The sequence below is a fragment of the Paraburkholderia phytofirmans PsJN genome (genome assembly GCF_000020125.1).
Lineage (GTDB): Bacteria > Pseudomonadota > Gammaproteobacteria > Burkholderiales > Burkholderiaceae > Paraburkholderia > Paraburkholderia phytofirmans.
This window is the reverse complement of the sequence record NC_010681.1, coordinates 2877986-2898040: the sequence shown is the minus strand read 5'-3', so window position 1 is coordinate 2898040 and position 20055 is coordinate 2877986. Positions and strand designations below refer to the sequence as shown.

The following is a 20055-nucleotide window of genomic DNA, read 5'->3' as shown; positions in this document are numbered from 1 at the left end:
GGGCGATACCCACGCCTGGCGGGCTCGCTGACGCGCGCGCGTCGAGTGTTCCGTCGTCCGGCGATTGCTGGCGGAGGGCGGATGCGGGCATGGTGGTGTGGTTTTGCGTTGGGCGTGATCGGGCTGCAACGGCAGGCGGTGTTGCCGGACTGGACGGCGTTGTGCGGGTTGGTGATGCTTGCTTGCGCCGCGGTCGTGGCGGCGGTGTGGGGTTTGGGCGAGGGTAGTCGCGCGGCGGTCGGTGCGGATCATGCGATGACCCGCGTAACTAGCATTTCGGCTGAGGCCGGAACTACGAATGCAGATAGAGCTCCGGCTATAGCGGAGCTTGACGCTGACACTGAGGTTGGGACCGTGCCGCGAGTTGGCGCCGCGACAAGGTCAACGGTGGCGCCCGGCGATTGGCAGCACGCGTGTGCTACGACCCTCGCTTCGCTCGTACTCCGCATCCGCTTCAGCCGGCGCGTGCGTTCCTTCCTGGGCTGGAGCGCCGTGTGGTGCGCGGCCATGTGCGCGGGCTTTGGCTACGCAGCGATCCGTGCGGACATGCGTCTTGCGGTGAGCTTGCCGAACGCGTGGGAAGCGCGCGATATCGAGGTCGTCGGCAGTATCAAAGGCTTGCCGTCACACGATGAAAATGGTGCGCGTTTTCTATTCGACGTCGAGTCTGCCGATGCGCCAATCGACGCTTTCCCTCGCGTCATCCAGCTCTCGTGGATCGCCGAAGATGCGCCGCCGCCTTTGCTCGAGCCGGGCTCACGATGGCGGCTGGCCGTGCGCCTCAAGCGTCCGCATGGCAATGCCAACTTCGGCGTGCGCGATGCTGAGGCGACTCTGCTCGCACGCAACGTGCGCGCCACCGGTTATGTGAGCGCGCCGGTTCACGCTGTGCGATTGCCTGGTAGGGCGCGCGGCGTCGGCGTGACGGTGGACCGCTGGCGCGCCGCGCTGCGCGAACGGATCGATGCAGTGCTCGCTGACGCGCCGCATCGCGGGATTGTCGTGGCGCTCGCGATCGGCGCGCAGGACGAAGTCAGCGCCGCGGACTGGCTGTTGATGCGCGGCACGGGTACGAGTCATCTGGTGGCGATTTCGGGGCTGCATATTGGCTTCGTCGCGGGCCTTGCGGGTTGGCTGGCCGGCGCGGTGTGGCGGCGCTCCGGATGGTTCGGCCGCAACTGGCCGTTGCGGCTGCCGGCACAAGTCGTCGCGGTGACGGGCGGTGCGCTGTTCGCCGCGCTGCATGCCGCGTTGGCCGGGTTCAACGTGCCGGCGCAGCGTGCGCTGTGGATGGCCGGGGTCGTCGCGCTCGCGTTTATCAGCGGGCGCAATGTGCCGCGCTCGGCGGTGCTCGCGTGGGCCTTGGGGCTCGTGCTGGTGGTCGATCCGTGGGCGGTCGTGTCGGCGGGCTTCTGGTTGTCGTTCTGCGCGGTGGCGGCGATTCTGTACGCCATGTCGGGGCGGCCGCATGTGCAAGATCACGAACAGCACCGCGACGAAACAGCGGACGACGGCGCTGCGGCGAGCCGCTGGTCGAGACTGGTTATCGTTTTGCGCCGCCGCTTGCGCGATGCCGGCGCGAGGTTGCGCAGCGCCGCGCAGGTTCAGTTCGCCGTGACGATCGCGCTTGCGCCGTTGACCATCTACTGGTTCGCGCAGATTCCGCTGATCGGCCCGCTCGCGAATGCTTTCGCGATTCCGTGGGTAAGCCTGCTGGTCACGCCGGCGGTGCTGGCCGGCGTCGCGTTGCCGGCGCCGTTCGACGCCTACGCATGGCATGGCGCACACGCTTTGCTGGACCTGCTGGCGGTGGGCTTGCAAGCGCTATCCGGCCCCGCCTGGACGCTCTGGCGTCTGCCGCAACCGGATGCATGGACGCTGGCCGCGGCGGCAGTCGGCGTGCTTTGGTGTCTTGCGCCGCGCGGCTGGCCGCTGCGCTGGGCCGCGCCGCTGACCTGGCTGCCGCTGCTGATACCCGCGCCGTCCGGACCGCCGCACGGCAGTTTCCGTTTGACCGCGCTGGACGTCGGTCAAGGCACCTCGGTGCTGGTCGAAACGACGCATCACACGTTGCTGTTCGATACCGGACCGGGACCGGAGTCGACTCACGCGGGCGAGCGGGTGGTCGTGCCGTTTTTACAGGCGCGTGGCGTGACGGCGCTCGATACGTTGATCGTGAGCCACGCCGACTCCGATCATTCGGGCGGCGCGCCCGCCGTGCTGGACGCGATCGATGTGCATCAAATGGTGGCGGCATTGGCGCCGTCGAATGCGCTGTGGTCGAATGCGCGGCAACGCGGCGCCGACACGCTGCCTTGTGCGGCGGGTCAGCGCTGGCAGTGGGACGGCGTGGAGTTCGCAATGCTCTGGCCGGACGCCGGGCCGCTGCAAGGCAAGCCGAATGCGCATTGCTGCGTGCTGCGGGTCAGCACTTTGCCGACCGCCGCAAGCCCGTCGATCAGCCATACTCATACAGAACCGCCGCGCATGACGGCCTTGCTCACGGCGGACATCGAGGCGCCCGTCGAACGCGTTCTGCTCGCGCGCGATCGCGAGGCGTTGCGCGCACAAGTGCTGGTCGTGCCGCATCACGGCAGCAAGACTTCGTCGACCGAGCCGTTCCTCGACTCTATCGATCCGCTCATCGCGCTATTTCAGGTAGGCTATCGCAACCGTTTTCATCATCCGAATGCGGGTGTGTTCGAGCGCTACAAGGCGCGACGGATCGAGCTCGGGCGCAGCGACGTGGACGGTGCGGTGCGCGTCGAGGTGAACCCGGGCGGCGAGATAAGCGACGCCACCCGCAGCAGCGCCACGGTCACGCTCGAGCGCTATCGCGACACGCAGCGCCGCTACTGGATGGATCGCTGACCGGTTAATTGGTGAATTGCCGGCGCGCAGATAGAAGAAACGCGCGCCGGGCATGTCGACTACCCGCAGGCGTGTGCCACGACCCGCACGCAAGAACAGAACGGAGACAGCCGCAGTTGAAAAACATCATTCACTTCTCGCACGCGAACGGCTTTCCGGCATCGACCTATCGCACGATTTTCGCCGAGCTCGCCGACGACTACGAACTGCGCTCCATCGAGCGGATCGGGCACGACGCGCGTTTTCCGGTGACGCAGGACTGGCCGCATCTGGTCGAACAGTTGCTCGACGACATCCGCAGGACGTACGAGTACCCGGTTTGGCTGGTGGGACATTCGCTCGGCGGCTATCTTTCGCTGATGGCCGCGCTCAAGAAGCCGCAATGGGTGCGCGGCGTGGTGATGCTCGATTCGCCGGTGATCGCCGGTTGGCGCAGCAGTATGCTGCGCGTGTCGCAATGGACCGGCCTCGACGAGCGGCTCTCGCCCGCGGCCGCGACCCGCACGCGTCGCACCCAGTGGACGAGCCGCGACGAAGCGTGGCGCCATTTCCATTCGAAGCCGGCGTTCGCGCGCTGGGACGAGCGCATGCTGTCCGACTACATCGACTTCGGCATTCCGCAGACTTCGCCCGACGGCTCGCGCTCGCTGGCCTTCGACCGTCGTACCGAATATCAGATCTATAAGACCTTGCCGCACACGCTGGGCTCGCGGCTCGCCCGGGGCGCGCCGGTGCCGGTGGGCTTCATCGCCGGCACGCGTTCGAAGGAAATCCGCCAGGCCGGTCTCGACGCCACCCGCCGCGCGACCGGCGGCCATGTGGAATGGATCGAGGGCAGTCATCTCTTTCCGATGGAAAAACCCGTCGAAACCGCGCGCGCGGTGCAAAGCATGTTGCATGAACTGGAGCAGCGCGGTTGACGCGAACTCACGCGCGGACGTTGGCGCGGACTTGAGCGCTGACGGCGACGGCCGCAGCATCAGCCATGCGCCGCGACGCCGGCCATAGCGCGCCGCGCCGGCACGCGGCGCAAGAAACGGTGCATGATCCGCGCGCGGCAACGGCCGCCGCCGCGGCGTGCGCACGTGCGGATGCCGCCAGGATTTTGCTGGGGTTGGGGCCCTGCTTTACGGTATAATCCGTTTTTTCCGCGAGCATCCAGCGATGACCAAATATGTTTTCGTCACCGGCGGCGTAGTATCTTCCCTCGGCAAGGGTATTGCCGCCGCTTCCCTCGCCGCGATCCTCGAATCGCGCGGTCTTAAAGTCACCCTCCTCAAGCTCGATCCCTACATCAATGTCGACCCCGGCACGATGAGTCCGTTTCAACACGGCGAAGTGTTCGTGACGGAAGACGGAGCGGAGACTGACCTCGACCTCGGCCACTATGAGCGCTTCATTAGCACGAAGATGCGCAAGGCCAATAACTTCACCACAGGCCAGATTTACGAATCGGTGATCCGCAAGGAACGCCGCGGCGACTATCTCGGCAAGACGGTGCAGGTCATCCCGCACATCACGAATGAAATCCAGGCGTTCATCGAACGCGGCGCGGCTTCCGCGACGTGCGGTGAGCCGGACGTCGCCATCGTCGAAGTGGGCGGCACCGTGGGCGACATCGAATCGCTGCCGTTCCTCGAAGCAGCCCGTCAAATGAGCCTGCGCATGGGCCGCAACAGCGCGTGCTTCGTGCACCTCACGCTGGTGCCCTGGGTCGCGACGGCTGGCGAACTGAAAACCAAGCCCACGCAGCACAGCGTGCAGAAGCTGCGCGAAATCGGTATTTCGCCGCACGTGCTGCTGTGCCGCGCCGACCGCCGCATTCCGGACGACGAGCGCGCAAAGATTTCCATGTTCTCGAACGTACCGGAAGACGCCGTGATCTCCGTATGGGACGCGGACAGCATCTACAAGATTCCGCAGATGCTGCACGATCAAGGTCTGGACGCGATCATCTGCGAAGAGCTCAAGCTCACGCCGCATGCCGCGGATCTGTCCATGTGGTCCGACCTCGTCGAGAAGCTGGAGCATCCGAAGCACGAAGTCACGATCGGCATGGTCGGCAAGTATGTCGATCTGACCGAGTCGTACAAGTCGCTGATCGAAGCGCTGCGCCACGCGTCGATGCATACGTCGACCAAGGTCAACATCGAATACATCGATTCGGAAGAGGTCGAGACGCAAGGCGTCGAAAGCCTCAAGCATCTGGACGCCGTGCTCGTGCCGGGCGGCTTCGGCCGTCGCGGCACCGAAGGCAAGATCGCCGCGATCCGCTATGCGCGCGAAGCGAAGGTGCCGTATCTCGGCATCTGCCTCGGCATGCAACTCGCCGTCATCGAATTCGCCCGCGACGTGGTCGGTCTGAAAGACGCGAACAGCACCGAGTTCGATCAGGAAACGCCCAACCGCGTGGTCGCGCTGATCACCGAGTGGTATGACCGCGAAGGCCGCGTCGAAAAGCGCACGGAAGAGTCGGATCTGGGCGGCACGATGCGCCTCGGTTCGCAGCGTTGCCCGATCAAGCCCGGCACCATGGCCGAAGAGATTTATGGCAAGGACGTGAACGAACGCCATCGCCACCGTTATGAAGTCAATAACCGCTTCGTGCCCCAACTCGAAGCCGGCGGCCTTATCATCAGCGCCCGTACTCCGAGCGAAGATCTGCCGGAAATGATGGAATTGCCGCGCAGCATGCACCCGTGGTTCGTCGGCGTACAGTTCCACCCGGAATTCACGTCCACGCCGCGCGACGGGCATCCGCTGTTCAAGTCGTTCGTCGAAGCGGCGCTCGCGCATCACGAGGCGCAAGCGCCGGTCGCAGTCGGGGAGAAAGCATGAAACTGGGCGATTTCGAAATCGGGCTCGACAAGCCGTTTTTCCTGATCGCAGGCACCTGTGTAGTCGAATCGGAGCAGATGACGATCGACGTCGCGGGCCGGCTGAAGGAAATCTGCGCGAAGCTGAACATTCCGTTCATCTACAAATCGTCGTACGACAAGGCCAACCGCAGCAGCGGCAAATCGTTCCGCGGTCTGGGCATGGACGAAGGTTTGCGGATTCTGTCGGAAGTGAAGCGCCAGCTCGGTCTGCCAGTGCTGACCGACGTTCACGCCGAGCACGAAATCGAGCAGGTTGCCTCGGTGGTCGACGTGTTGCAAACGCCGGCTTTCCTGTGCCGTCAAACGGACTTCATTCACGCATGCGCGCGTTCGGGCAAACCGGTCAACATCAAGAAAGGCCAGTTTCTTGCACCGGGCGACATGAAGAACGTGATCGACAAAGCGCGCGATGCCGCGCGCGAAGCAGGTTTGTCGGAAGACCGCTTCATGGCGTGCGAGCGCGGCGTGTCGTTCGGTTATAACAATCTCGTGTCGGACATGCGTTCGCTTGCGATCATGCGCGAAACCAACGCGCCGGTCGTGTTCGACGCCACTCACTCGGTGCAGTTGCCGGGCGGGCAGGGCACGAGCTCGGGCGGTCAGCGCGAATTCGTGCCGGTGCTGGCGCGTGCCGCGGTGGCGGTGGGCGTGTCGGGGCTCTTCATGGAAACGCACCCGAATCCGGCTGAAGCCAGGTCGGACGGTCCGAACGCCGTGCCGCTGCATCGCATGGCCGATCTGCTCGAGACGCTGGTTACGCTCGACCAGGCCGTCAAGCGCGCGCCGTTTCTCGAAAGCAATTTCAACTGATTCAGGCGTTCACGGCGTGTCACGAGCGGTACGCATAATCGTGGCACGCGGCGAATGCACGCAATGGTCGTCGAACGTATCTGCGCGCGGGTAGTTTGCCGGGGAGACCGGTGCTCTGCACGGGACCGAAGTGAGCGATGAAGCGCTGACTCTGGATCGTCAGGCGCCAGATACAGTGTCACAGTAAAGAATTCAACGTCATTTCTTGAGGAAACCATGAGTGCTATCGTAGATATCATCGGTCGAGAGATTCTCGATTCGCGAGGCAACCCCACCGTCGAATGCGACGTGCTGCTCGAGTCGGGCACGATGGGCCGCGCCGCGGTGCCGTCGGGCGCATCGACGGGTTCGCGTGAAGCAATCGAACTGCGCGACGGCGAAACCGGCCGTTACGGCGGCAAGGGCGTGCTGAAGGCTGTCGAGCACATCAACACCGAAATCTCCGAAGCGATCATGGGCCTCGACGCTTCCGAGCAGGCTTTCCTCGACAAGACCCTGCTGGAACTCGACGGCACGGACAACAAGTCGCGCCTCGGCGCGAACGCGATGCTGGCTGTTTCCATGGCCGTCGCAAAAGCTGCCGCTGAAGAAGCCGGCCTGCCGCTGTACCGCTACTTCGGCGGCTCGGGCGCGATGCAACTGCCGGTGCCGATGATGAACATCGTCAACGGCGGCGCGCACGCCAACAACAGCCTGGACATTCAGGAATTCATGATCGTGCCGGTTAGCCAGCCGACCTTCCGCGAAGCACTGCGCTGCGGCGCCGAAGTGTTCCACGCGCTGAAGAAGATCCTGTCGGATCGCGGCATGAGCACGGCAGTGGGCGACGAAGGCGGCTTCGCGCCGAACTTCGGCAGCAACGACGAATGCCTGTCGACTATCCTGCAAGCCATCGAGAAAGCCGGCTACCGCGCCGGTGAAGACGTGCTGCTCGCGCTCGACTGCGCAGCCAGCGAGTTCTACCACGACGGCAAGTACCAGCTGGCCGGTGAAGGCCTGCAACTGTCGTCGACGGAATTCGCGGACTATCTCGCGAACCTGGCCGACAAGTTCCCGATCGTCTCGATCGAAGACGGCATGCACGAAAGCGACTGGGCCGGCTGGAAGACTCTGACCGACAAGCTCGGCAAGAAGGTGCAACTGGTAGGCGACGACCTGTTCGTCACCAACACGCGCATCCTGAAGGAAGGCATCGAGAAGGGTATCGCCAACTCGATCCTGATCAAGATCAACCAGATCGGTACGCTGACGGAAACTTTCGCGGCGATCGAAATGGCCAAGCGCGCCGGCTACACCGCCGTGATCTCGCACCGCTCGGGCGAAACCGAAGATTCGACGATCGCGGATATCGCGGTCGGCCTGAACGCCGGTCAGATCAAGACGGGTTCGCTGTCGCGTTCGGACCGCATCTCGAAGTACAACCAGTTGCTGCGCATCGAAGAAGACCTCGGTGATATCGCCAGCTACCCGGGCAAGTCGGCGTTCTACAATCTGCGCTAATGACTGGTTCGCTGGCGCTGACCGATGAGCCGGTTATTCTTCGTTTCTGATTGACCCCGCCGCCCTGCGTATAGCGCAGGGCGGCGTGTATTTATTGTGCTTACTTCATGCGGCTTGTCACTGCTGTCCTGATCGTTCTACTGGCGCTGATCCAGTACCCGCTCTGGTGGGGGCACGGCGGCTGGTTGCGCGTGCACGAGTTGCAGCAGCAACTCGCGCAGCAGGTGCAAAAGAACGCCGATTCGAAACTGCGCAACGAACGCATTCAAGGCGAAGTGCAGGATTTGCAGAACGGCACGGCCGCTGTCGAAGAGCGCGCGCGTTATGAAATGGGCATGGTGAAGGACGGCGAAGTGTTCGTGCAGTTCGTCTCGCCGAACGCGCCGTTGCCGTCGGCGAATACACCTTCGGTCACGACCTCCACACGGGGCGAGATGTCGGCGGCACCGCTGCATGTGGTGCCGAATCCGGAGTCGCGCGCGAAGCCGGATCGCAAGCATGGTAGTAAGGCGGCTGCTGCGAAAGACAAGAAGCCTGCGCACTGAGCGTCGCCCTAGCACGACAACGGTTCAGGTCGATGGATGCAAAAAAGGCACGGTGAGAACCGTGCCTTTTTCTTTGGCCTCGCCCCGGCGCGACCAGTCGCGACCCGGGCGATTGCAGTCGCTCACCAGCCGTAATAGGACCCGTAGCCGACGCCGACGCCCGTACCCCAGCCGTGTCCCCATCCACCGCCGTAATAGCTGCCGTAGACGGTGACAGGCGGCGTGTAGTAACGCGACCACGCCTGCGCCGCGTTATCGGCTGCAATCGCCTGATTCTGCTCGGCCATTACCTGGCGGTCGATCGCGTCATAGCGCTGGCGTTCTTCAGGCGTCAGCGGTTGGGCGGTGGTAGCCACGCCCGACTGGTCGGCGGGCAGCCGGCTATAAATCGGCGACGGGCCCGGCGGATCCATCATGCAACCCGCCAGCGCGCCACTCCCGATCAAAACAGCCAGCACAGCCACCGAGCGCCCACGGCGCAGCAGCGGGATCAACGAAGTAGGGTGGTTCATGTTCGATCTCCATCGGCCGGATGCCTAAGCAAATCATGCGCCGCGCGCACCGCCAATGATTCAACGCAATGATCAAAGATACTGCGCCGCCCGTGCTCTGAAAAGGCAGCGGGCGGCGCGGTATTTTTACAGCCGTGATACGGGTGTGATGAGCCTCTGTTCCGCGCATGTGAAACGCGCGCCGAATGCGACTCGCTCAGTGCCGCTGTTCAGCCGCGGGCGTCACACCTTGTGAGAGCGCTTCGGCGACGAAAAGTTGCGCCACGTCGACCGGATCGAACTCGTAACGCTGATTGCAGAACTCGCAATGAATCTCGACATGGCCGCGCTCTTCGAGCACGCCGTCGACTTCCTCGCGGCCCAGCATCTTCAGCATGCCGCCGACTTTTTCGCGCGAACACGTGCACTCGAAGCGCGCCGTGGCCGGTTCGAAATGCTGGACGTTTTCCTGCCAGAAGAGGCGCCGGAAGATCGTTTCCGGTTCTTCCTTCAGCAGCTCGTCTTGCGACATCGTGCCGCCCAGCGTGCAGACGCGCTCCCACGTATCCGCGTCCAGATCGCCCGGATGAGGCACGATGCCGCCGTCGCCCGGCAGTTTTTGCAGCAGCATGCCGACCGCGCGCTCGGTGTTCGCGGCGAGCCACAGGCGCGTGTCGAGCTGCTCAGAATGATGCATGTAATGCTCGAGCACTTCGGCCATCGAGTTGAGCGGGCCGTCCACACCCGACAACGGCACGATACTTTGATACGGCTGCTGACCGGGCTGCTTGCTGGCCGGGTCGAGCGTGATCACACAGCGGCCATGGCCGCTCGCGTTCAGCAGGTCGACCATGCTGGCCGTCTCGCCGATAACGTTAGCCGCTTCGCCCGACAGCTTGGCGGTGGCGCGCATCGACAGATCGGAGCCGCATTGCACCACCAGCATCTTGACCGGGCCGTCGCCGAAAATCTGCATGATGAGCGTGCCGTCGAACTTGAGATTCGCCGACAGCAGCGCGCACGCCGCCATCATTTCGCCCAGAACCGTGCGCACCGGCGCCGGATAGTCGCGGCGCGTCAGCACTTCCTGCCAGGTGTTGCGCAGGGAAACGATCTCGCCGCGCACCGGCGCCGCGCTGAACATGAATTTTTGCAACTGGTCGCTCACAACTTTTCCTCGGTCGAATGACGCAGCGTGATGCCGCGCCGTGCGCGCCGCGCGCTCCGGCTGGTTAGCCGATGCGCACGAGCTGCGCCTTGTAATATTCGCGGCGCTCGGCATAAGTTGCCGCGCCGCGTTGCATGTTGGCGATATCCGTCTCGGTCAGTTCGCGCACCACCTTGGCGGGCGCGCCGAGAATCAGCGAATTGTCGGGAAAGACCTTGCCTTCGGTGACGACGGCGCCCGCTCCGACCAGACAGTTGCGGCCGATTACCGCTCCATTCAAGACCACGGCCTGAATTCCGATCAACGAACCTTCCTTGATCGTGCAGCCGTGCAGCATGACCTGATGGCCGACTGTCACATTCGGCTCGATCGTGAGCGGAAAACCCGGATCGGTGTGCAGCACGGAATTTTCCTGCACGTTGCTACCGGCGCCGATGGTGATCGGCTCGTTGTCGCCGCGAATCGTTGCGCCGAACCAGACGCTGGCGTTCTCCTCGAGCGTCACGTTGCCGATGATGCTCGCCGAATCCGCGACAAAGACGCTTTCATGGATGGTCGGGGCGGCCTCGCCAAGCTTGTAGATGGTCACGGTGTCTCCTCTTGATCGGTCGCTACGTGCGCTGGCTGGCGCGCCGAACTGGCTGGAACGTTTTGCCTTGCCGGGCTGTTCCGCCTCGCTGGCGCCTCGGGCGCGTTGGATGGTCGAATCGGGTATTGTAAACGGTTGTGTGGTTCGGTCGCTTGGTCCGGCCACGCGGCGCTCGCTTCGGGCTCGGGTTGAGGTCTGTATCGATGCGGTGCGGAGCGTGTCCTCGCTACCTGGCCGCCCTGCTGTTCGAGTTGACGTTCACGCAACGGCTGCGTGGCCGTGTCTGGACGGCCGGTCGATGCTCGGGCTGCCGTTCACGCAATGACTGCGTGGCCGTGTCTGAACAGCCGTTTCGCTGATCAGGTTGCCGTACACGCGATGGCTACGCGGCCGTGCCTGGACGGCCTGTCGCTGCTCAAGTTGCCGTTCTCGCAATGCGAGCGTGCCGTGTCTGAACAGCCGCTTCGCTGATCAGGTTGCCGTACACGCAATGACTGCGTGGCCGTGCTTGGACGGCCAGTTCGCTGTTCAGGCTGTCGTTCGCGCAATAGCTGCGTGGACTTAGCCGGATGGCCGCTTCGCTGCCCAGGCGCCGTCGGTCACGTAGTGCGGGCGCGGCTGTGCCTAGACGGCCGGTTCGCTGTTCAGGCTATCGTTCGCGCAATTGCGCCGCGGGACCGCCTCGACCGCCGCATGCTGCCGCGTCGTTTGCCGAGAATTTTGTCGTTTCCTTGGCCATGCCGTTTGTGGCTTCCTTTGCTGTTTCCTCGTCGATTTGTTTGCCATGATGTCCGCCGCACCGTCCGCACCGTCCGCACCGTCCGCACCGTCCGCACCGTCCATTTCGCCGGATCCACCGGCCGCTGATCCCCCGCGCCAAGGCCCTTGCGCGCGCACCGCAGCGCTCGCCGCATTGCGCGAAGCCGATCCGGCCGCCAAGGCCGCTGCCGCTCGCGCGCTCTACGCCGCGGTGCTCGACGGCAGCATGGCATGCGCCGCTCACGCCGAACTCGCCGAACCGTCCGGCCTGCCGGGCCGTCCCGCGCGCCCCGACCTGGTCGATCCGCGCGGTCTGAAGCGGCGCAGCATGCAAGCGCCACAAGGTCGCGCGGTTCTGCTGCACGCGCTCGCGCACATCGAATTCAACGCCATCAATCTCGCCCTCGACGCGGTCTGGCGCTTCGCCGGCATGCCCGCCGCGTTCTACACCGACTGGCTCAAGGTCGCCGCCGAAGAGGCCTACCACTTCTCGTTGCTGAGCGCGCGCCTCGCGGAGTACGGCCACGTGTACGGCGATTTTCCCGCCCACGACGGCCTGTGGGACATGTGCGAGCGTACGCGCGGCGACGTGCTGGCGCGCATGGCGCTGGTGCCGCGCACGCTCGAAGCGCGCGGCCTCGACGCCTCGCCGCCGATCCGCGCGCGTCTGCTGCAGGCGGGTGATCAGGCGTCGGCGGCGATCCTCGACGTGATCCTGCGCGACGAAATCGGCCACGTGCTGATCGGCAACCGCTGGTTCCGCCATCTGTGCGACGTCGGCGGCCTCGACCCTCACCAGACTTACACGCGCCTCGCCGACCAGTATCACGCACCGAAATTACGCGGTCCGTTCAATTTCGAGGCGCGCCGCGACGCCGGTTTCGACGAAGCCGAACTGGCCGCGCTGGCGGGCCTGGACGCGCAGGAAGCGGCGCCACCGCCCGCGGGCGACTGAGACTTCCTTCGCCATCCGGCCCCGCGCATCGGCGGGCTATCTCGTTATAATCGAACGACCATTCTTTTTTGGGCGTGCCGTTCATGAACACTTCCCAGTCTGAATTCGTTGCCGTGCGCGGCATCCGTCTGCATGTGCGGCGTTGGGGCAATCCGGATGCGCCGATGCTTTTCATGCTGCACGGCTGGATGGACGTGGCCGCGTCGTTCCAGTTCGTCGTCGATGCGCTGGGCGGCGACTGGCAGGTCCTGGCGCCGGACATGCGCGGTTTCGGTCTGTCGGACTGGCCGGTGGCCGAGCACGGCGGCGGCAACTATTGGATTCAGGACTATCTGGCCGATCTCGACGCCTTGCTCGACCACTACGCGCCGACCGGCGAAGTGAATCTGGTCGGCCACAGCATGGGGGCAAACATCGCCTGCGTGTACGCGGGTGTGCGGCCGGAGCGGGTGCGGCGGGTAGTCGATCTGGAAGGCTTCGGTCTTGCGCCGTCGCACTCGGCGCAAGCGCCTAAGCGTCTGCGCAACTGGCTCGACGAATTGCGCGATCCGCCGCAATTGAAGCGCTACGCGTCGCTCGACGACGTCGCCGCGCGCCTGATCAAGACCAATCCGCGGCTCGACCCGCAGCGCGCGCAGTTTCTCGCCCAGCATTGGTCGAAGCCGGACGGCGAAGGGCGCTTCATGCTGCTCGCCGATCCCGCGCACAAGCTGCGCGGGCCGGCGCTGTACCGTCTCGACGAAGTGATGGCGACCTGGCGTAAGGTAAGCGCAAAGGTGTTGCACGTGGAGGCGGCCAACTCGCCAACGCTCGTGCAGATTGCTGGCGAAATTCCGCTCGACGAATTCAAGGCGCGCTTTCAGGCGTTCCCGGACTGGCGCGAGAAGATCATCGAGGGAGCGGGGCACATGGTGCATCACGACCAGCCGGAGCAGGTGGCCGCGCTGATCGAGGGATTCTGCGCGTAGCGCTTTCGAGAGGTTCGAGCGTTTCCGACGCAGCCGCTTCCGGACGTTCGTTATGAGATAGCTCTGCGTCCACTTACTGCGTTGCAGTAAAATGAGTGCAGAACCTTTTCCAGACAACGATGAACGCCGACCTCCACTGTCACTCCACCGTTTCCGACGGCCAGTTCGCGCCGGCCGACGTCGCGCGCCGCGCGCATGCGGGCGGCGTGACGCTGTGGGCGCTGACCGATCACGACGAACTGGGCGGCCAGCTCGAAGCGCGAAGCACCGCCGAATCGCTCGGCATGGACTATCTGAGCGGCGTCGAGATTTCGGTGACCTGGGCTTCGCGCACGGTGCATATCGTCGGGCTGGGCATCGATCCGACCAGTTCGATCCTGATCGACGGCCTCGCGCGTACGCGCAACGGCCGCGCCGCGCGGGCGGAAGCGATCGGCGAGCAACTCGCCACGCTCGGCATTCCTGACGCCTATCAGGGCGCGCTGAAATATGTATCGAATCCGGACATGATTTCGCGCACCCATTTCGCGCGCTTCATGGTGGAAAGCGGCTACGCCAGTTCCACGCAGGAGGTGTTCAGCCGCTTTCTCGGCGACGGCAAACCGGGCTACGTAGCGCACCGCTGGGCCAAACTGGCCGACGCGGTCGGCTGGATCCAGGCCGCCGGCGGTGAAGCGATCATTGCACATCCGGGCCGCTACGCTTATTCGCCAGTCGAATTCGACGCATTTTTCGCCGAATTCATCGATCTCGGCGGCAAAGCGATCGAGGTGGTGACGGGCAGCCACACGCCAGATCAGTACCGCGAATACGCCGATGTCGCGCGCCGTTTCGGTTTCGAGGCGTCGCGCGGGTCCGACTTCCACGCACCCGGCGAAGGCCGCGTCGATCTCGGCACGCTGCCGCCGCTGCCCGCCGATCTCAAACCCGTCTGGGAACGCTGGCTGTGACCGCGCCGTGCCGTCGCGGCACGTCGTCGACGAAAGCTGGCCGGGCGCGGCGCATATTCTCGGCCGCACTTCAGCTGCAACTCGATTTGCCGTCTATTCGCTTTCCATCCGTGAGCCAACGTTAGCCGCCATGTCCCAATACTTCCGGCTTCATCCTGATAACCCGCAGCCGCGCCTCGTCAAGCAGGCCGTGCAGATCATCAACGATGGCGGCGTGGTCGCGTTGCCGACGGACTCGAGCTACGCACTCGCCTGCCATCTGGACGACAAGGACGCGGTCGAGCGTCTGCGGCGCATTCGCGGACTCGACGAGAAGCAATTGCTGTCGCTGCTGGTGCGCGACCTGTCGGAGCTCGCCAATTTCGCGATGGTGGACAACCGCCAATACCGGCTGATCAAATCGGTGACGCCGGGCCCGTATGTGTTCGTTTTGCAAGCCACCAAGGAAGTGCCGCGGCGCCTGTCGCATCCCTCGCGCAAGACCATCGGTCTGCGCGTGCCGGACCACGCGATCACGCTGGCGATTCTCGAAGAACTCGGCCAGCCGCTGCTCGGCTCGACGCTGATCATGCCGGGCGAAACCCAGCCGTTGAACGACCCGGAGGAAATCCGCGAGCGCCTCGAGAAGCAACTGGATCTGGTGATCGACAGCGGTCCGTGCGTGTGCGAACCGTCCACGGTGATCGATCTGACCGGCGCGGAACCGGTGCTGGTGCGGCCGGGGCGCGGTTCTCTCGCACCGTTCGGCCTCGCAGAGACGGCATGAGTGAAAGCGGACAGACGCACGCAATCGCGTTGTTACAATAACGAGCTATGGATTCTTCCCTGATACAGACCATTGCGGTGTACGCGCTGCCGGTGATTTTCGCCATCACGCTGCACGAAGCCGCCCATGGCTACGTCGCGCGCTGGCTTGGCGACAATACCGCCTACGTGCTCGGCCGCGTCTCCGTCAATCCGATGCGGCATATCGATCCGCTCGGCACGATCGCGATTCCCTTGCTGCTGTACTTCGCCACCAGCGGCGCGTTCATGTTCGGCTACGCCAAGCCGGTGCCGGTCGCCTTTGGCAACCTGCGCAATCCGCGCTGGGGCAGCCTGTGGGTTGCGGCGGCGGGTCCGGCCTGCAACTTCGTGCAGGCGGTGATCTGGGGGCTGTTCGGCGTCGCGCTCGCCGTGCTGAACGTCGACGAGCCGTTCTTCACGCGCATGGCGGGAGCGGGCGTCGGCGTGAATCTCGTGCTCGGCGTGCTCAACCTGTTTCCGCTGCCGCCGCTCGACGGCGGCCGCGTGCTGATGGCGCTGCTGCCGCCGCGGCAGTCCATCACGCTATCGCGCCTCGAACCGTACGGGTTTTTCATTGTGATGGCGCTGGTCATGACGGGCACGCTCACGCGATACTGGCTGAACCCGCTGGTCACGATCGGCTACAGCGCGATCACCGCCATTCTGACTCCCCTTGTTTCGCTTTTCTAGATAACCATGTTCCCAGACCGTATCTTCTCCGGCATGCGGCCCACCGGGTCGTTGCACCTCGGCCACTATCACGGCGTGCTGAAAAACTGGGTGCGGCTGCAGTCCGAATACCCGTGTTTCTTCTGTGTGGTCGACTGGCACGCGCTGACGACGCACTACGAAACGCCCGAAGTGATCGAGAAGAACGTCTGGGACGTGCTGATCGACTGGCTGGCCTCCGGCATCGATCCGGCGCAGGCCACGCTGTTCATTCAGAGCAAGGTGCCCGAGCACGCCGAACTGGCGCTGCTGCTCGGCATGAGCACGCCGCTCGGCTGGCTCGAACGTGTGCCGACCTACAAGGAGCAGCAGGAGAAGCTGAAGGATAAGGATCTGTCCACTTACGGCTTCCTCGGTTATCCCGTGCTGATGGCGGCGGACATTTTGTTGTATCGCGGCTCGCTCGTGCCGGTTGGTGAAGACCAGGTGCCGCACGTCGAAATGACGCGCGAAATCGCGCGCCGTTTCAACTACTTGTACGGCCGCGAACCGGGTTTCGAAGAGAAGGCCAGCGACGCCGCAAAGAAGCTCGGCGGCAAGCGCGCCAAGCTCTATCACGAGTTGCGCAACGCCTACCAGCAGGAGGGCGACGACGAAGCGCTCGAACAGGCGCGTGCCATGTTGCAGGAATCGCAGAGCCTGTCGATGAACGACCGCGAGCGCCTGTTCGGTTACCTCGAAGGTTCGCGCAAGATCATTCTGGTCGAACCGCAGGCCATGTTGACCGAAGCGTCGCGCATGCCGGGTCTCGACGGCCAGAAAATGTCGAAGTCGTATGGCAACACGATCGGCTTGCGCGAAGACGCGGAGACGATCACGAAGAAGGTCCGCACCATGCCGACCGATCCGGCCCGCGTGCGCCGTACCGATCCGGGCGACCCCGACAAGTGCCCGGTGTGGCAGCTTCATCAGGTCTACACGGACGAAGCCACCCACGAATGGGTGCAGAAGGGTTGCCGCACCGCGGGCATTGGCTGCCTCGAGTGCAAACAGCCGGTGATCGAAGGCATTCTGCGCGAACAGCAGCCTATGCTCGAGCGCGCGCAGAAGTACATGGACGATCCGTCGCTGTTGCGCGCGATCGTCGCCGACGGTTGCGACAAGGCCCGCAAGTTCGCCACGGAAACGATGCGTGACGTACGCGAAGCCATGGGGCTCTCATACAACTGACACAACTGACACGACTGACGAGCCGCGTCCATCTCATGAGTACTCCCGCTAGCTGTGCCGTGCATGGATTGGGCGAACCGTCGCCGTGGGTGCGCGAATGGGCGCATCTGGTCGCGAAGGGCGGTGCCGTGCTCGATGTCGCGTCCGGCGCGGGAAGGCATGCGCGTTTCTTCGCGTCGCTGGGGCATCCCGTCACCGCCATCGACCGCGACGCGGCGGCGCTCGACGCGCTGCGCGGTGAGCCGCTAGTTACCACGCTCCAGGCCGACATCGAAGGCGCCGCGTGGCCTCTGCCGGCCGACGCGAAATTCGCCGCCGTCGTAGTAACGAACTATCTGCACCGGCCGCTCTTTCCGCAGCTTTTGCACGCGCTCGCGCCCGGCGGCGTACTGGTTTACGAGACCTTCGCGCAAGGAAACGAAAGCGTCGGCAAACCCTCTAATCCGGCGTTTCTGCTGGCGCCCGGCGAGCTTCTCGACCGCGTGCGCGGCCAGCTCCGGGTGGTCGCTTTTCAGGACGGTTTTCTCGCGCAGCCACGCCCGGCCTACGTCCAGCGGATCTGCGCGATTCTGGAGGCGGAGCGCTCAGACGACCCCGCGCAGGCGGCATCTCCGCCTTGTTACGAGTTGGCTGGCTAATCCGCTACAATCGCGGTTTACCTGATCAAATTCATGGCGTTTCATGACTAACGGCAACCAAAGCAGCAAGCTCGGCAGCAACGACAGCGTTCAGATTCGCGGCAGCATTCCCGCCATCATCACCCCGATGCTCGAAGACGGCAGCCTCGATCTGCCGGCGTTTCGCAAACTGATCGACTGGCACATCGCGGAGGGCACGAACGCTCTCGTCGTGGTTGGCACGAGCGGCGAGTCGGCCACGCTGTCGGTCGAAGAACACGTGCTGATGGTCAAGACCGCAGTCGAGCACACGGCGGGCCGGATTCCGGTGATCGCGGGCTCGGGCGGCAACTCCACGACGGAAGCCATCGAACTCACCCAGCAGGCCAAGGAAGTCGGCGCGGACGCCACGCTCCAGGTCGTGCCCTACTACAACAAGCCGACGCAGGAAGGCATCTACCGCCACTTCGCGAAGATCGCCGAAACCGTCGATCTGCCGGTGATTCTGTACAACGTGCCGGGCCGCACCGTTGCCGACATGAGCAACGACACCATTCTGCGTTGCGCGCAGGTGCCGGGCATCATCGGTGTGAAGGAAGCGACCGGCAATATCGATCGCGCCGCGCATCTGATCAAGTCCGCGCCCAAGCATTTCGGCATCTACAGCGGCGACGATCCCACCGCGATCGCGCTGATGCTGCTCGGCGGCCACGGCAATATTTCGGTCACCGCCAACGTCGCGCCGCGCGCGATGAGCGATCTTTGCAAGGCCGCCCTGGCCGCAGACGCGAAGACCGCGCGTGAAATTCATCTGAAACTCCTGTCGCTGCATAAGAACCTGTTCATCGAATCGAATCCGATTCCGGCCAAATGGGCACTGCAGCAACTGGGTCGTGTGCAGGGCGGAATCCGCCTGCCGCTCACGCCGCTCGACGCGCAATACCACGAAGTGGTGCGCGGCGCGCTGCGCGAAGCGGGCCTGCTGGGGTAGGCGGACAGCGTCCGCGGCACCCACAGCGCCAACCCAAGCCTGCCACCGGCACTCCCTTAACCGACGTCGATCCAGCCCACGTTCCCGGCACACAGAACCAAGGCACCGCGTTCCAGCATCACGAAGGACCTCATGAAACGTTCCGCACTTTCCCTCCACGCAACCCGCATGGCGGCGCTGGCGCTTGCCCTCACGACGCTCGCCGGCTGTGACACGCTGAACGACTGGTTTGCTTCCGACCGCGTCAACTACAAGGGTGCGGGCAGCGCGCCGCCGCTGGCCGTTCCGAACGATTTGAGCACCACCAAGACCGACGAGCGCTACGTCGCGCCGCCGGCCAATCTGGCGTTGGGCGGCGCGCAGACGCGCGCGGTGACGGCCGCCGGCAATACGACCGAAGGCCAGCCGAACGCGCAGGATCCGCTCGGCATGCATATCGAACGTGACGGCGATCGCCGCTGGCTGGTTGTGGACGGCCGCTCGCCGGATCAGCTCTGGCCGCAGTTGCAGGAGTTCTGGCAGGAAAACGGTTTCGCGCTTAAGACCGACGCGCCGGCCACCGGCATCATGACGACCGACTGGGCTGAAAACCGCGCCAACATTCCGGACGACTGGTTCCGCCGCACGGTCGGCAAGGTCATCGATTTCGCGTATTCGTCGGGCACGCGCGACAGCTTCCGCACGCTCGTCTCGCGTGCGCCGGGCGACACGACCGACATCTCCATCACGCACAGCGCCATGGAAGAAGTGTTGACGGGGCAGGACAAGACGTCGTCGCGTTGGGAAGAGCGCCCGCGCGATCCGGCGCTCGAGGCGCTGTTCCTTACGAAGCTGATGCAGAAGTTCGGCCTGACCGAAGCGCAATCGAAACAACTGCTGACCGACGCGCGTACGGCTGTCGCGCCGGCCACAATCGACCAGAGCGCGGGCGCATCCACGCTCGACCTGCCGGAGTCGTTCGACCGCGCATGGCTGCGCGTGGGCCTCGCACTCGACCGTACCAACTTCACGGTCGACAATCGCGATCGCGCGAAGGGCATCTACTACGTGCGCTACGCGGACTCGATGCAGGAGCTCAAGAAAGAAGGTCTGCTCGGCAAGCTGTTCTACAGCGGCAATTCGTCGAAGAAGCCGAGCCAGGAATTCCTCGTCAACGTGCGCTCGAAGGGCGACACGGTCACGCAGGTGGCGGTGCTGACGGCGAACGGGCAGGTCGACAATTCGTCGGACGCGCAGCGCATCGTGACGCTGCTGCACGCGCAACTGAACTAAGCGGA

General features: G+C 64.4%; 18 protein-coding genes. 15 read left to right on the top strand and 3 right to left on the bottom strand.

What is annotated here, in order from left to right:
- Nucleotides 1-81: 81 nt before the first annotated feature.
- The 6 genes from BPHYT_RS12700 to ftsB all read left to right on the top strand — a co-directional run bounded on the left by BPHYT_RS12700 (nucleotide 82) and on the right by ftsB (nucleotide 8605).
- Nucleotides 82-2871, top strand: coding sequence for a DNA internalization-related competence protein ComEC/Rec2 (locus BPHYT_RS12700; protein WP_012433553.1), 2790 nt, complete (start codon nucleotides 82-84; stop codon nucleotides 2869-2871).
- Between the two features lie 116 nt (nucleotides 2872-2987).
- Nucleotides 2988-3791 carry an alpha/beta fold hydrolase gene (locus BPHYT_RS12695; protein ID WP_012433552.1) on the top strand — a complete coding sequence of 268 codons (804 nt, stop codon included), beginning with the start codon at nucleotides 2988-2990 and terminating at the stop codon, nucleotides 3789-3791.
- A 244-nt stretch (nucleotides 3792-4035) separates the two neighbouring features.
- Nucleotides 4036-5709: a CTP synthase gene (locus BPHYT_RS12685; protein WP_012433551.1), complete on the top strand. Its 1674-nt coding sequence runs from the start codon at nucleotides 4036-4038 to the stop codon at nucleotides 5707-5709.
- The gene (gene kdsA / locus BPHYT_RS12680; protein WP_012433550.1) at nucleotides 5706-6560 is read left to right on the top strand and encodes a 3-deoxy-8-phosphooctulonate synthase; all 855 of its coding nucleotides are present in this window, start codon (nucleotides 5706-5708) and stop codon (nucleotides 6558-6560) included. Before BPHYT_RS12685 ends, kdsA begins: the two co-directional genes overlap by 4 nt.
- Before the next feature lie 216 nt (nucleotides 6561-6776).
- Nucleotides 6777-8060, top strand: a complete 1284-nt coding sequence (eno, locus tag BPHYT_RS12675; RefSeq protein ID WP_012433549.1) for a phosphopyruvate hydratase — start codon at nucleotides 6777-6779, stop codon at nucleotides 8058-8060.
- Nucleotides 8061-8167: 107 nt separating this feature from the next.
- Nucleotides 8168-8605, top strand: coding sequence for a cell division protein FtsB (gene ftsB, locus BPHYT_RS12670; RefSeq protein WP_012433548.1), 438 nt, complete (start codon nucleotides 8168-8170; stop codon nucleotides 8603-8605).
- Between the two features lie 122 nt (nucleotides 8606-8727).
- Here ftsB and BPHYT_RS12665 read toward each other — a convergent pair whose 3' ends face one another.
- The 3 genes from BPHYT_RS12665 to BPHYT_RS12655 form a co-directional block, all read right to left on the bottom strand.
- Nucleotides 8728-9117 (bottom strand): hypothetical protein, encoded by a 390-nt coding sequence (locus tag BPHYT_RS12665; RefSeq protein ID WP_012433547.1) that lies wholly within the window; start codon nucleotides 9115-9117, stop codon nucleotides 8728-8730.
- 196 nt (nucleotides 9118-9313) lie between these two features.
- Nucleotides 9314-10264, bottom strand: coding sequence for an Hsp33 family molecular chaperone HslO (hslO, locus tag BPHYT_RS12660; protein WP_012433546.1), 951 nt, complete (start codon nucleotides 10262-10264; stop codon nucleotides 9314-9316).
- 64 nt (nucleotides 10265-10328) lie between these two features.
- Entirely contained in the window at nucleotides 10329-10853 is a 525-nt protein-coding gene (locus tag BPHYT_RS12655; protein WP_012433545.1) for a gamma carbonic anhydrase family protein, read from the bottom strand.
- A 784-nt stretch (nucleotides 10854-11637) separates the two neighbouring features.
- Between BPHYT_RS12655 and BPHYT_RS12650 the strand changes: the two genes are divergently transcribed.
- From BPHYT_RS12650 to bamC, 9 genes are all read left to right on the top strand, one after another.
- Nucleotides 11638-12567 carry a ferritin-like domain-containing protein gene (locus tag BPHYT_RS12650; protein WP_012433544.1) on the top strand — a complete coding sequence of 310 codons (930 nt, stop codon included), beginning with the start codon at nucleotides 11638-11640 and terminating at the stop codon, nucleotides 12565-12567.
- An 83-nt stretch (nucleotides 12568-12650) separates the two neighbouring features.
- A complete protein-coding gene (locus BPHYT_RS12645) occupies nucleotides 12651-13535 on the top strand; it encodes an alpha/beta fold hydrolase (protein WP_012433543.1) in 885 nt (294 codons plus the stop codon).
- Nucleotides 13536-13654: 119 nt separating this feature from the next.
- Complete coding sequence (locus tag BPHYT_RS12640) at nucleotides 13655-14485, top strand: 3',5'-nucleoside bisphosphate phosphatase (RefSeq protein WP_012433542.1); 831 nt, start codon at nucleotides 13655-13657, stop codon at nucleotides 14483-14485.
- A gap of 130 nt (nucleotides 14486-14615) precedes the next feature.
- Nucleotides 14616-15251, top strand: coding sequence for an L-threonylcarbamoyladenylate synthase (locus tag BPHYT_RS12635; protein ID WP_012433541.1), 636 nt, complete (start codon nucleotides 14616-14618; stop codon nucleotides 15249-15251).
- A gap of 47 nt (nucleotides 15252-15298) precedes the next feature.
- Nucleotides 15299-15961: a site-2 protease family protein gene (locus BPHYT_RS12630; protein ID WP_012433540.1), complete on the top strand. Its 663-nt coding sequence runs from the start codon at nucleotides 15299-15301 to the stop codon at nucleotides 15959-15961.
- Nucleotides 15962-15967: 6 nt separating this feature from the next.
- Nucleotides 15968-17170: a tryptophan--tRNA ligase gene (locus BPHYT_RS12625; protein ID WP_012433539.1), complete on the top strand. Its 1203-nt coding sequence runs from the start codon at nucleotides 15968-15970 to the stop codon at nucleotides 17168-17170.
- A 35-nt stretch (nucleotides 17171-17205) separates the two neighbouring features.
- The gene (locus BPHYT_RS12620) at nucleotides 17206-17808 is read left to right on the top strand and encodes a class I SAM-dependent methyltransferase (RefSeq protein WP_012433538.1); all 603 of its coding nucleotides are present in this window, start codon (nucleotides 17206-17208) and stop codon (nucleotides 17806-17808) included.
- A 43-nt stretch (nucleotides 17809-17851) separates the two neighbouring features.
- A complete protein-coding gene (dapA, locus tag BPHYT_RS12615; RefSeq protein ID WP_012433537.1) occupies nucleotides 17852-18778 on the top strand; it encodes a 4-hydroxy-tetrahydrodipicolinate synthase in 927 nt (308 codons plus the stop codon).
- Between the two features lie 132 nt (nucleotides 18779-18910).
- Entirely contained in the window at nucleotides 18911-20050 is a 1140-nt protein-coding gene (gene bamC, locus BPHYT_RS12610; protein ID WP_012433536.1) for an outer membrane protein assembly factor BamC, read from the top strand.
- Nucleotides 20051-20055 lie beyond the last annotated feature (5 nt).